The sequence below is a fragment of the Pseudoalteromonas sp. SR41-7 genome, from assembly GCF_014163935.1.
GTDB lineage: Bacteria > Pseudomonadota > Gammaproteobacteria > Enterobacterales > Alteromonadaceae > Pseudoalteromonas > Pseudoalteromonas distincta.
This window is the reverse complement of sequence record NZ_JACJEF010000011.1, coordinates 128,547-140,353: the sequence shown is the minus strand read 5'-3', so window position 1 is coordinate 140,353 and position 11,807 is coordinate 128,547. Positions and strand designations below refer to the sequence as shown.

The window sequence follows — 11,807 nt, the reverse complement described above, 5'->3', positions numbered from 1 at the left end:
CGAAAACGAAACGCAAAAAATATAAGTTCGCCAAAGATTGAACCCTACATTTAAAACGCTTAATAGACGACTTGCATATGCTCTTGATAGCTGATAGCTGATAGCTGATAGCTGATAGCCAAAGAATGTTTTACTAAATCATTTAATCAAGGATTTTTAAACTTGTTATTGAGGAAATAACAAGTGGCGGAGTGGACGGGACTCGAACCCGCGACCCCCGGCGTGACAGGCCGGTATTCTAACCAACTGAACTACCACTCCGCAGTGGTATGTGCATGGGGTAATGCACTTACTAATTTTAATCATGATATCAAATGGCGGAGTGGACGGGACTCGAACCCGCGACCCCCGGCGTGACAGGCCGGTATTCTAACCAACTGAACTACCACTCCGCAGAGATATCATTATACTTGTTATTACTTAATTTGTTGGCGGAGTGGACGGGACTCGAACCCGCGACCCCCGGCGTGACAGGCCGGTATTCTAACCAACTGAACTACCACTCCAGCATACAAATTTTGTAATATAACGTTATTTAAATAGTTGGCGGAGTGGACGGGACTCGAACCCGCGACCCCCGGCGTGACAGGCCGGTATTCTAACCAACTGAACTACCACTCCAGCGCATATTTAAACTGTTATTTTTTCTTATTGGCGGAGTGGACGGGACTCGAACCCGCGACCCCCGGCGTGACAGGCCGGTATTCTAACCAACTGAACTACCACTCCATAATAAGAATATGTTTTACAACCATACGTTGTGTAAGTGTTGGCGGAGTGGACGGGACTCGAACCCGCGACCCCCGGCGTGACAGGCCGGTATTCTAACCAACTGAACTACCACTCCAGCTTTTACTTACAAGTTTTACGAAAATGGCGGAGTGGACGGGACTCGAACCCGCGACCCCCGGCGTGACAGGCCGGTATTCTAACCAACTGAACTACCACTCCATATTTTCGTTGCTGTTTAGGTCTCCCTGACAGCGGCGTGAATAATACGAACCAACCCCTATTTCGTCAAGGGCTTTTTTGTTTTTTTATAGGTTTTTTAGTCATCTGTCATCGAAAGGTTTAAAATTTCACCTGATCTGTCATTTTTTGAGCCATTTTTACCGACTTGATTTTTTTCAGTGTCGGCAACATCACCTTCGCTTGTTTTCTTTTTCTTTAAAAAAGGCAGCTTCACTTTAAATTTAATCGGTTTTTTCTGAACAAATATACGAATTAACAACCATCCGAGTAATAAAATGAGCGTATTGCAGCCTACAATTAAACTAATAATTGTCGAGGTGGCCATTTTTTCTTCAGCTAGTTCACTCTCAATCATTTTATCTGGCGTAATAATCGTTGCCGGATCAATTTCGAGCACCGCTTCTATGGGTCGTTCTATCTCAAATTTATACGTTGGTAGCGTTGCCATAAATTCACGGCCATTAATATTAGTGCCAAAAACAGACAGTTCAACACTATATCTACCCCAATCATAATTTTTAACACTAAGCTGACGTGAGTCTTTAGCTGCAGCATCTATGGTAAACATTTGCTCTTCGTTATTGGGATAGTAGATTTTTCCCTGGATGATGACTGTTTCTGGCTTAACAATACTTGGGTCTATATTTATAGTTAACAGATGCTCGTCTGCGTCTTGCTCTGCTAACGCGACTTCGGTTACAAAAGGTGGCTCATGCACTTCTATTGTATTTTGCACAATGCGACGCTGTAGCAGAGGTGTTGCAACATAAAGCTCTGGTGTCCATTCACCCGCAGGAAAATCTAAAGTAAACTCGCCGGTAAACACACCATCTTTAGGGCGCTCATCAAATCCACGTCCATCGTCTTTAAATTCCGCTACTTCTTGAATGCCTGCACCAAAGTTAGCAAAGTTTTCATTGTTGGTACTTACAAAGTCAACATTAAGGCTCACAACATCCCTAAATAGGTTTGTGTTAATTGGCTCACCGTCGTTTAGTATTTTCCCGGTGATTTTTATTGTCTCCCCCCTAAACAACATTGAAGGAAGAGGCTCTGCCTCAAGAGATATTTCGCCTAATACAACTATTCTGCTATCGGGCAAAATACTGCCTATTACTTGCCAAGGACCTGCCATAGGTTTTTTTATGGTAACTAAATCGTAGCTGAGTTCGTCAAACCAATCTAAGTTAGGGTTTTTAACTGAGTCAGTAGCAAAGTACTTACTACCATCGGGCCGCACTAAAATAACAGCAGGTGCACCTGATTTTCTAAAAAAAAGCAGTGTTATTTCATCTATTTTGCTATCTATGCGAAAACGATTATCAAGTAAAGGGATCTCATTTTGATGCCCATCGCGCTTGAGCACTTCTACTTGTTTTACGCCATATGCATTGCCAGTAAATAAACTAGCGGCACATAACGCTGTTACAAAATACATCGTTTTCATTAAATCGCCTTATTCAGCGCGCCATATACATTGGCCGCCTTCTTTGTTTACAAGATCTAATCGTGCTTCGTGTGCGCTTTGCTCAGCGTTGCTTGCTCGCAATACAACTAATGGGGCTCTATCACTATTTAAACGCTTTATACCGCCTTTCTGTTGCTCGCTGCCGTCATCTTTGTTTTGATTCAAATTTAGCTTTGTTTGACCGCCCGTCATGGCAAGGTACACATCGGCTAAAATCTCAGAATCAAGTAGCGCGCCGTGAAGTGTTCGCTTTGCGTTATCTACATCGTAACGACGACATAATGCATCAAGATTGTTCTTTTGACCTGGATGCAAGTCACGCGCCATTTTAAGCGTGTCGAGAACTTGACAAAAAGTCTCTGTTTTAGGATAGCCCTGATTAAGTAATGCAAATTCATTATCCATATGGCCAACATCGAACGGTGCGTTATGAATAACTAACTCTGCCCCTTCAATATAGTCGAAAAATTCTTGGGCAATTTGATGAAATAACGGTTTATCACGTAAAAATTCGTTAGTGATACCGTGAACGTCGATTGCTTCTTCTTCGCTTGGGCGTTGTGGGTTTATATAAACGTGAAAGTTATTGCCTGTTAAACGGCGATTTACTAACTCCACACACCCAATTTCTATAATACGGTGCCCTTGTTTAGGGTCGATGCCGGTGGTTTCTGTATCTAAAACTATTTGTCTACGTGCCATATCGAATTTAGCCTGATTCTGGTATCTTTCTATAATCACTTTATTGTACATAAGATCAAGGTAAAACAGTGCAAAAAACCGTAGAGATTTACACCGATGGCTCATGTTTAGGTAATCCAGGCCCCGGCGGTTATGGTATTTTTATGATTTATAACGGTCACGAAAAAGAAATGAGCCAAGGTTATAAACTCACAACGAATAACCGAATGGAAATGCTCGCGGCTATTGTAGCCCTAGAATCACTCACTCGAGAATGCGATGTAAACCTAACAACCGATAGCCAATATGTTAAGCAAGGCATTGAATCGTGGATCACTAACTGGAAAAAACGTGGCTGGTTAACATCAGCTAAAAAGCCGGTTAAAAACGTCGATTTATGGAAACGCTTAGATAAAGCCTGTAGCGAGCACAATGTAACTTGGAAGTGGGTTAAAGGGCATAGCGGCAATAAATACAACGAAATAGTTGACGATTTAGCGCGCGATGCCGCTGGCAGTAAAGATTTACTAGAAGATGTAGGCTACCAGCCTTAAATTTATTCTAAGCTAGTTGTTATACCAATTATATTAAAAACATGTTCATTCTATCGCATTAAATAACTCACTAACTGCGTTAAAAATTATTCATATAGAACAACTATATGTCACAATTTTCGCCTTGTTAATGTGCTATTTTCTTAGCGCTATGATAGATCACTTATTTAATGCAATTGGTATTATTTTTTTGCTCGCACGATTTAAAGTGTTGCTTTGACGTTTGTCTAAGCCCTGCCCCTTTTACTGGTGCAAACTGCGGCCTAGCATGCCACTTAGGTTTTATCGGCGTAAGTGGCGCAACTCTTTTTCGTGCCACCAGCATATAAACACTGCCCATTGGTTTTAAATACTGTTTTGCAAAAGTCCGCCAAAACTCAAATCTTGATAACCTGTTACCTCTTGCCAGTGATGAATAAATAAAACGTTCGTCACTTACAATTTCAAAACCCAATAAATTTAGCCAATCTTTAACCCTCGCAGGGGTAAAAAAGCGCCCCGTCCATGGTAACTTCTGACCACTAAAAGGCAGCATTTGTGCAAGCCCACACAAACTAAACGGATTAAAACCAGTCACTAGTATATAACCGCCCGGAATAAGCGTGCGATGTGCTTCTCGTAAAATGTGATGTGGGTCTGAATGATACTCTAAGCAGTGGCTTAGTATACAAGCATCAATACTGTGCTCGTAAAATGGCAATTCATCTATGTCAGCAACTACCCCAGTGTAAGGCCCAGGCTCTGCAACACACACTTGGTGTTTAATCGTACTTATACTTGTGTTTAATTCGCCACTTAAATTACCCAACTTAAGCATATGATAGCCAAACATACGCGGAAGCCATTGCTCCATTTTACGTTCAATATCTGTGCGTAAATAATCCCCATGAGGAAACTGCTGCCACGACAGTGGTTTGGGTCCTTCTTGAAAACTAAGGGCTGGTTTCATTTTTTGAGCTCGTTATACTATGCGATAAGTGTCACTTTATAGAGCAATTTACCATGGTGCAAGTCAAAGCAATTAAAGCCTTTTCTGATAATTACATTTGGTGTTTAACTACCGATAACAGTAACCAAGCATGGGTAGTCGATCCAGGCCAAGCACATCCCGTATTAACGTACTTAGCTGAGCACAAACTAACGCTTGGTGGCATTTTAATTACGCATCATCACTACGACCACACTGATGGCGTAGCTGAATTAGTTGACGCCTATCCAGATATATCGGTTTATGGCCCTGCAAATAGTCCATTTAAAGGCGTCACTCACGCACTCACTGATGGACAAAGCATCAGTGTGCTTAATATTAACTTTACTATTCTAGCAACTCCTGGGCATACGCTTGATCATATTTGTTACACAAATGATGAACTTGCTTTTACAGGCGATACATTATTTAGCGGCGGATGTGGGCGCTTATTTGAAGGCACGCCAGAGCAAATGTGGAAATCTTTTAATAAACTAAGAGAGCTGCCTGCAAGCTGTGTTGTTTATTGCACGCACGAATACACGCAAGCTAATCTTGCCTTTGCCGAAGCAGTTGAACCACGCAATCCAGAACTCCTTGAGTACAGTAAAAAAGTAGATGAATTACGCAGTAATAATCAAATTTCTCTACCGACCTCTATTGGACAGGAGCTAAAAATAAATCCATTTATGCGTAGCGATTTGCCAACCATTATAGAGTTAGTGCCAGAGAAATTTATCTCGGTTACAAAAAACAATGAACCTTGGGGAAACTTTGCGAGTCTGAGACAGTTCAAAGACAATTTTTAATGCAAAAACTAATACTTTAATATTTATTTTATTAGAATCATTAACTTAAGATATAGTGATGATTCTATTTCTGCGTTTTAAAAAGTCATTAAGTGGCAATGTTAACTCATAACAGGTAGTATTCGCCGAGTTTTTTACCCGATGTATTGGTATTTATGAATAAATCTCCCCTATTAGTAGCCTTGGCGTTAGCGCTAAGTGGTTGTCAAACTGTGACAACATTAGAGTCAGACTCTCAAGTTGCCACGCAAGCAAACCAACAACTCGAAGGCGCAAGTCCTAACGACATTAACAATGCATTGATGGTAAACGCACAATATCAGCAAGTTGACTCTGATGAGCAAGAAGCGCCCGTGTTTGATGATGTGTGGGAGCGAATTCGCTACCAACTTTCTATCGAAATACCGCAAAACCGCCCTGTTGTTACTGAACGTAACTATTACGCTCGCCACCAAGCCTATTTAGATCGTATTTCTAAACGTGCAGAACCTTACTTACACTTTATTGTTGAAGAAGTAGAAAAGCGCGAAATGCCAATCGAAATTGCACTACTGCCTATTGTAGAAAGCGCATTTGACCCATTTGGTTATTCTAATCGCAGCGCATCGGGCATTTGGCAGTTTATGCCTGCAACCGGTGAGCGATTCGATTTAAAACAAAACTGGTGGTACGACGGTCGTCGCGACATAGTGCAGTCGACTCGCGCAGCACTTGACTACTTATCGTATTTACACAAAACCCTTGAAGGCGATTGGCTAAATGCGATTGCTGCTTACAACTCGGGTGAAGGGCGCTTGATGCGCGCTATTAAAAAGAATCGTAAAAAGCATTTACCTACCGATTTTTGGTCTCTTGATTTACCAAGTGAAACAACAGCCTACGTACCAAAGTTATTAGCACTTGCCGATTTATTAAAACGCTCAGATGATTTTAACGTTACATGGCAACCAGTAATTAATGCACAAGTGGTTGAAGTGGTTGATGTTGGCTCGCAAATAGATTTAGCACTTGCTGCTGATATGGCCGATATGACGCTTACTGAGCTATACAGATTAAACCCTGGTTTTAACCGCTGGGCAACTGATCCTAATGGCCCACATTCTTTATTACTGCCAGTAGATAAAGCAGAGCAATTTAGCCAAAAACTAGCAAACACTGATGTTAAAAACAGATTACGCTGGCAACGTTATATTGTGGCTCGAGGCGACAGCTTATCAGTAATTGCCAAAAAGTTTACAACGAGCTCAAGTGCAATCCGATCGCTTAATAAACTCAAATCAAATACGATTAAAGTAGGCCAAGAATTATTAGTCCCGCTTACTGATGGCGCTATAAATAGCGAACATTTACCAAAGCAGATGCGCTTAGCTGCTAATAAAGCAACTCGCACAAAGCTTTCGCACACAGTTAAAAGTGGCGACACGTTATGGGACATTAGCCGCGAATATGACGTAACTATGGATGAGTTGGCTAAATGGAATAAGCTAAAGAAAAACTCTGTACTGCGCCTAAATCAAAAACTTACTGTGTATAAGTCAGCTAATAAACCACAAGCAACGGCAAGTACCAACCGTACTATTACATACAAAGTACGCCGTGGTGACTCACTTGCACGTATTGCGTCTAAGTTTAATCTAAGCGTTAACGAAATTATTAAGTGGAATAATTTAGCCGGTCAAAAATACTTACAACCTGGCCAAAAGCTAAAACTTAAAGTAGATGTCAGAAGTAGTTAATTTATAAAACTATATTAAAAGTAAAAAGGAGCGCATGCGCTCCTTTTTTAATACTTTAAAATTAAAGGATTAAGCAGGTAGTTTTTCTAGCCATACTTTTAACCAAGGCTCGGTTACCGGCCACGGTTCAAAATCTTCACATGCATCTATTTCTAGGCGGTTGCCCACAGGCTTTGCTTGTAAATCACGAAGTAGCTCGTCAAAGCTTCGCCCTGCGCCACAAAATGTATCGCCGTAACATCTGTCACCCATTGCAATTACACCAAACGGTTTATCGGTAAGCATTGGGAAAGTGCTATTCATTGCAAAGTACAATCCGGCCAAATTACTCGGTACATCACCTTGGCCTGTTGTGGAGGTAACAATTAAAATATGCGATGCATTTTTTATATCATCAAGCGATGCTTCTGTAATTACTGTAGCAGTATGACCCGCTTGCTCTATTGTGGCTGCAACTTCATCGCTTAAACGCTCTGCACCGCCATTAACGCTGCCTACAAAAATACTAATATGTGCCATTAATAATCCTTTTCTTGCTCTGGCCAACCTAGCTGCTTACATATTTCAAGCATGTCTTCACCTAGTGGCGCTTTAATTGTTATTGATTCATTACTATAAGGGTGCACAAAACTAAGCTCTGTTGCAAATAACATTAAGCGTCTTAGCTCAAAATGCTCTCTAAAAAATTGATTATGCTGGTTATCACCATGATTTACATCACCAATGATAGGCAGTGATAAGTGCTTTAAGTGTCTGCGAATTTGATGCTTTCGCCCGGTTTTTGGAAAACACTCAACTAACGAGTAACGCACTGTTGGATACTTACCTATAGGAATAGGCAATGCAGCTTGGTGCAAGCAATTAAACTGGGTTTGCGCTTCTTGCGGTGCTTTATCTTGATCTGCAAACTTATCGGCTATTTTATCAAGTTCTTCTTTAAGCGGTTTATCTAAAAATACTGACTCTGGCGCAAAGCCGCGCACTAAGGCCAAATAGCGCTTAGCAATGGTGCCTTCAATAAATAGCTGGTTCATATCGCGAGCAGCTTCCGAGTTCAATGCAAACAGCAATACGCCCGACGTAGGTCTATCGAGCCTATGTACTGGAAATACATGTTGCCCTAGCTGGTCGCGCAACATTTGCATAGCAAACTGGGTTTCGTGTTTATCTAAAAACGAGCGATGCACTAATAAACCTGAAGGCTTATTTATAGCCACATAGTTTTCATCTTGATACAAAATAGTCAGCTCGCCATATTCAATAGGCGCTGGACGCTCACTCATTTGGTTCTCCTAAAAAGGTATCAAGGGCTGTTAGTAATTCAATAATTTCATCGCTTCCGGCTTTATTCACAAGTGTCATTTGCGCCATAGGGGCAATAGCAAAGTTACGCGGCAGTGGTTGCCTATGTGTTATTAATTGCTGTATTTTGTCAATAAATACAAACTGTAACCACTGCTCAAATGCCATTGTATCGTGACAAAAAGGAGTATTTGAAAGCAGTGCATCAGCGTCTATTGGCTCACTTTGCCAAAGCGCGTGTTTTTGTAAAAGTGCCGTTAGCTGCACTAAATAAGTTTGGGTTTGCTGGTACATAACCACCCTCTTTTATATATGTAATGCAATTATACCCTGTTCCCTCACAAGCGGCTATGACGTATAATTAATGTAATTTTGCAGTAAAAACAGTTGAGAAAACAATGAGTGATCAAATAGCTACATTAGGTCAGCTTTTAGATGGTGCGGGTACTCAGTGGCGTGCTTTTGATATTGGCAGGCACATTACTAAGCTTGATAAAAAACAATTTTTAGCTATTGAACAAGCTCAAGTGCCTTACCCTTATCCACTTGCTGGTCATGCATGGCTCGCTATTCAATTTTGGGATACTAAAGCCAGTAAAGAACCGTATGTATGGTTTTTAAAATTCCCCCTTGATGAGCAAAGTATGCTGGTAAGTGCTAGTCGCGATCACTTTGCTGATATGGTTATTCAAGCGCTAGGCACTGAAATTACAGGCGAGCAAGCCGATGGAAAGCTTGATAATAACCCTTATGTTTTTACACCAAACGCAAATAAATTAGCGGCATTTAACGCCCAAGTAAAAGTACTATTAAAACAGCCTGCATCGCAGTATTACGAGCATGCACAATTGTACTTTAGCGGTAAAATTGGTTTTGATAATTGGCAAAGTGTTGCACTACAGGGTATTGCCGATTTTGCACTACGCTTAGACAGCGATACAAACTTAAGTAATCTGCAAAAAGCATGGGCGCATTTACCTATTGAAGTACTACAACCACTCAGTGCCATGCTTGAACACGTTGAAATACCAACATCAATGAGTGAGTTACTTGTTGATTACACACAGACCGCAATTAGTAATAACGATACATTAGCTATAACCGCAGCACTAAGATCAGCTTCAAAAGGTCAAGCTCAAGGGTTATGCGCTCAATTAGTTGATACTGTACTAAGCTCACCAGTGAAGCACGACTCTGACGTGTTACTAACAATCGCTGGGCGGTGTTTTAAACAATTAGAAAACCCTGAACGCTTACATGTATTTATGGATAATTGCGCGCATCATCAAAAAATTGAAGAATTGTTTCCAAGTATTTTTGCTGACTTAGTTGCAATACCAACTATTCGCCCGCATTTATTAGGCTTATTACGTAAAGAAAATCGTAGCGAAACCCTCGCGCGTGCAATTGGAAGGTTATTCTCTTAAATGGCAAGTTTATGGACGTTCATACTTATTGGTAGTGTAATTTACTTATTTTGGCTTAACCGAAAGGTTGCTGAAGCGGCGAACGTTCATGCTAAACGTCAAAGTGAGCAACTGCAGGTGCAGTTGATGAGTGTTGCATGCACAAAACGCCGCTTTGGTTTTTTAAAGAACGGCAAGCCAGGCATTAAAAGTGAATTTATATTTGAATTTTCAAGCGATGGTGAAAATGCTTATCAAGGTGTGTTAATTATGGAAAATGAGTTTTTGAAAAGTGTGGTTGTTCCACCGCATAAAATATAAAACTTAATATACTTTAAGAGTATGTGTCTTAAATTAATAAATTTAATTCAACACAAAAAACTAAGGCGTAACTAAAGTTACGCCCCAATTGGACTGCATCCTGCTAGATATCCATTATCTTAAATCCGTATTATCATCCCCTGAACGAGTAAACAACCTTGTTTACCCTCACATTGCATCCTGCAATATCCATGGCCACCTTGGCAAACCCACGAAATCTATCGTTTGGCTACATCCGTAGCATCATCCTTGGTAATCCTTTTAAGTAGCTCCTGCCACTTTTGCATCCTGCAATATCCATAGCCATCTTGGCAAACCCACGAAATCTATCGTTTGGCTACGTCCCGTAGCATCATCCCTGGTAATCCTTTAAAGTAGCTCCTGCCACTTTTTGCATCCTGCAATGTCCACTTGCCATCTTGGCAGTCCTGCGTAAACTAACGCTCCTGCTACTTCCTGTAGCGTCATCCGTGATTATCCTAAAGTAACTCCTAGCTACTAAGTGCTTCATGCACTTCCTTATTCTTCCTTGTATCCATTTTAGCTTGTCCTTTATGCTTCCTGCTAGCGTCTGCTATGTTGCCTATTCCTTATCCTTGGCAGTAACTCAATCATTGAGCTATGTCGTCTTGACAAAGAGAAGTTTAAAGCAATCAGGGGAGAGAAATAGGACTTAACATTAAATAAATAAACGTCACAAAAATGAAAAAACAAAATAAATACTGCAGAACAATAGCTTAGAACAAAAAAAGCTACTTATTAGTAGCCTTTAAGTGACAATGCTTACGATGATGTGAGATATATCTCACGGTCTTATGTCCGTTTGGGCGCATTGGCTTACATTATAATTTTAAATAGTTGGCTCAATTATTGATTTAAACAGTAACTCGCCCTCTACTTGGTTAAAAGTAAGGTGTTTAAATGCTTCAAACTTTTCAGTTTTAAAAAATTCAATGTGCTCCTTACGTGTTACAAATACAGCCATCCCTGTTGACTCAGCGTTGCATTTAACTAAGTCGTCAAGCCCGCGTAGTAAGTAACGACCAAAGCCTTGTCCATGAAAATGCGGATCTACGGCAATAAAAGCTAAAAAATAGTAATTGCCTTTCTCTTTAAGGGCGTCTCTAATTGTTTGTTCTTTATCTATTAATTGATTTGTTTGTAAGTATCCCGCACTCAGCATTAATTTTAAACGCCAGTGCCAATAACGCTGCGCTTGTAATTGGCTATTAGATTCAAATACACACGCTACTGCTTTTAATTTATCGTTGCGGTATAAACCAATTAATGGCTGTTTTTCTTGCCAAAAACTACTGAGCTCTTCGCGAATTAATGATCGTAATTTTTTTTCGTAAACTGTTTTATTTTCGTCATTGTAGCTAAGCATGTTTAGTAATACAGGATCGTCATGATAAGCCTGATAAATTAGGCTCGCTGCAGTACTAATATCTTCTGCAGCTAAATACTGTACGCTGAACGTATCAGCTGGTGTGGTTACACTCATTGTATTTCCTTTATTATTTTAGCTATAGGCTGTTTAACTTTAAACCTAACTATATACCTAAAATTATTAACCGTAAATTCAGCGAGA

12 protein-coding genes and 7 tRNA genes are annotated in these 11,807 nt (G+C 40.5%); 5 read left to right on the top strand and 14 right to left on the bottom strand.

Annotation, left to right across the window (positions count from 1 at the left end):
* Positions 1 to 184 precede the first annotated feature (184 nt).
* From H5092_RS15175 to dnaQ, 9 genes are all read right to left on the bottom strand, one after another.
* A tRNA-Asp gene (locus H5092_RS15175) sits at positions 185 to 261 on the bottom strand.
* A gap of 54 nt (positions 262 to 315) precedes the next feature.
* Positions 316 to 392: transfer RNA gene (locus tag H5092_RS15170), tRNA-Asp, on the bottom strand.
* 37 nt (positions 393 to 429) lie between these two features.
* A tRNA-Asp gene (locus H5092_RS15165) sits at positions 430 to 506 on the bottom strand.
* A 38-nt stretch (positions 507 to 544) separates the two neighbouring features.
* A tRNA-Asp gene (locus H5092_RS15160) sits at positions 545 to 621 on the bottom strand.
* A gap of 31 nt (positions 622 to 652) precedes the next feature.
* Positions 653 to 729, bottom strand: a tRNA-Asp gene (locus H5092_RS15155).
* A 41-nt stretch (positions 730 to 770) separates the two neighbouring features.
* Positions 771 to 847 (bottom strand) — tRNA-Asp (locus tag H5092_RS15150).
* A 27-nt stretch (positions 848 to 874) separates the two neighbouring features.
* Positions 875 to 951 (bottom strand) — tRNA-Asp (locus tag H5092_RS15145).
* A gap of 97 nt (positions 952 to 1,048) precedes the next feature.
* Positions 1,049 to 2,419, bottom strand: coding sequence for a TIGR03503 family protein (locus H5092_RS15140; RefSeq protein WP_182733844.1), 1,371 nt, complete (start codon positions 2,417 to 2,419; stop codon positions 1,049 to 1,051).
* Between the two features lie 9 nt (positions 2,420 to 2,428).
* Positions 2,429 to 3,142, bottom strand: a complete 714-nt coding sequence (dnaQ, locus tag H5092_RS15135) for a DNA polymerase III subunit epsilon (protein ID WP_182733843.1) — start codon at positions 3,140 to 3,142, stop codon at positions 2,429 to 2,431.
* A gap of 68 nt (positions 3,143 to 3,210) precedes the next feature.
* On the opposite strand from dnaQ, the gene rnhA reads away from it, so the two are divergent.
* Entirely contained in the window at positions 3,211 to 3,675 is a 465-nt protein-coding gene (gene rnhA, locus H5092_RS15130; RefSeq protein WP_002963021.1) for a ribonuclease HI, read from the top strand.
* A 163-nt stretch (positions 3,676 to 3,838) separates the two neighbouring features.
* Here rnhA and H5092_RS15125 read toward each other — a convergent pair whose 3' ends face one another.
* The gene (locus H5092_RS15125) at positions 3,839 to 4,624 is read right to left on the bottom strand and encodes a class I SAM-dependent methyltransferase (protein ID WP_002963022.1); all 786 of its coding nucleotides are present in this window, start codon (positions 4,622 to 4,624) and stop codon (positions 3,839 to 3,841) included.
* Between the two features lie 53 nt (positions 4,625 to 4,677).
* Here H5092_RS15125 and gloB point away from each other — a divergent pair, with 53 nt between their 5' ends.
* Positions 4,678 to 5,451 (top strand): hydroxyacylglutathione hydrolase, encoded by a 774-nt coding sequence (gloB, locus tag H5092_RS15120; RefSeq protein ID WP_182721490.1) that lies wholly within the window; start codon positions 4,678 to 4,680, stop codon positions 5,449 to 5,451.
* Between the two features lie 155 nt (positions 5,452 to 5,606).
* Positions 5,607 to 7,187: a LysM peptidoglycan-binding domain-containing protein gene (locus H5092_RS15115; protein WP_149602939.1), complete on the top strand. Its 1,581-nt coding sequence runs from the start codon at positions 5,607 to 5,609 to the stop codon at positions 7,185 to 7,187.
* 69 nt (positions 7,188 to 7,256) lie between these two features.
* On the opposite strand, the gene H5092_RS15110 is transcribed toward H5092_RS15115, so the two are convergent.
* The 3 genes from H5092_RS15110 to H5092_RS15100 are packed head-to-tail and all read right to left on the bottom strand — an operon-like array spanning position 7,257 to position 8,783.
* The gene (locus tag H5092_RS15110) at positions 7,257 to 7,706 is read right to left on the bottom strand and encodes a flavodoxin (RefSeq protein ID WP_010553680.1); all 450 of its coding nucleotides are present in this window, start codon (positions 7,704 to 7,706) and stop codon (positions 7,257 to 7,259) included.
* Positions 7,706 to 8,470 carry a tRNA pseudouridine(65) synthase TruC gene (gene truC, locus H5092_RS15105; protein ID WP_024597672.1) on the bottom strand — a complete coding sequence of 255 codons (765 nt, stop codon included), beginning with the start codon at positions 8,468 to 8,470 and terminating at the stop codon, positions 7,706 to 7,708. The genes H5092_RS15110 and truC overlap by 1 nt, the downstream gene beginning before the upstream one ends.
* Positions 8,463 to 8,783 (bottom strand): YqcC family protein, encoded by a 321-nt coding sequence (locus H5092_RS15100; protein WP_182733842.1) that lies wholly within the window; start codon positions 8,781 to 8,783, stop codon positions 8,463 to 8,465. The genes truC and H5092_RS15100 overlap by 8 nt, the downstream gene beginning before the upstream one ends.
* Positions 8,784 to 8,887: 104 nt before the next feature.
* Here H5092_RS15100 and H5092_RS15095 point away from each other — a divergent pair, with 104 nt between their 5' ends.
* On the top strand, positions 8,888 to 9,916 hold the full coding sequence (locus H5092_RS15095; RefSeq protein ID WP_182693624.1) for a DUF3549 family protein: 1,029 nt from the start codon (positions 8,888 to 8,890) through the stop codon (positions 9,914 to 9,916).
* Positions 9,917 to 10,216, top strand: a complete 300-nt coding sequence (locus H5092_RS15090; RefSeq protein WP_002963032.1) for a DUF3301 domain-containing protein — start codon at positions 9,917 to 9,919, stop codon at positions 10,214 to 10,216.
* Positions 10,217 to 11,066: 850 nt separating this feature from the next.
* Here H5092_RS15090 and H5092_RS15085 read toward each other — a convergent pair.
* A complete protein-coding gene (locus tag H5092_RS15085; RefSeq protein WP_182712741.1) occupies positions 11,067 to 11,720 on the bottom strand; it encodes a GNAT family N-acetyltransferase in 654 nt (217 codons plus the stop codon).
* Positions 11,721 to 11,807: the final 87 nt, after the last annotated feature.

Coding starts and splice junctions, on each gene's coding strand:
- gloB (WP_182721490.1), top strand. CDS start 4,678: ATGGTGCAAGTCAAAGCAATTAAAGCCTTTTCTGATAATTACATTTGG.
- H5092_RS15115 (WP_149602939.1), top strand. CDS start 5,607: ATGAATAAATCTCCCCTATTAGTAGCCTTGGCGTTAGCGCTAAGTGGT.
- H5092_RS15100 (WP_182733842.1), bottom strand. CDS start 8,783: ATGTACCAGCAAACCCAAACTTATTTAGTGCAGCTAACGGCACTTTTA.
- H5092_RS15090 (WP_002963032.1), top strand. CDS start 9,917: ATGGCAAGTTTATGGACGTTCATACTTATTGGTAGTGTAATTTACTTA.
- H5092_RS15140 (WP_182733844.1), bottom strand. CDS start 2,419: ATGAAAACGATGTATTTTGTAACAGCGTTATGTGCCGCTAGTTTATTT.
- dnaQ (WP_182733843.1), bottom strand. CDS start 3,142: ATGGCACGTAGACAAATAGTTTTAGATACAGAAACCACCGGCATCGAC.
- H5092_RS15095 (WP_182693624.1), top strand. CDS start 8,888: ATGAGTGATCAAATAGCTACATTAGGTCAGCTTTTAGATGGTGCGGGT.
- H5092_RS15110 (WP_010553680.1), bottom strand. CDS start 7,706: ATGGCACATATTAGTATTTTTGTAGGCAGCGTTAATGGCGGTGCAGAG.
- H5092_RS15125 (WP_002963022.1), bottom strand. CDS start 4,624: ATGAAACCAGCCCTTAGTTTTCAAGAAGGACCCAAACCACTGTCGTGG.
- truC (WP_024597672.1), bottom strand. CDS start 8,470: ATGAGTGAGCGTCCAGCGCCTATTGAATATGGCGAGCTGACTATTTTG.
- H5092_RS15085 (WP_182712741.1), bottom strand. CDS start 11,720: ATGAGTGTAACCACACCAGCTGATACGTTCAGCGTACAGTATTTAGCT.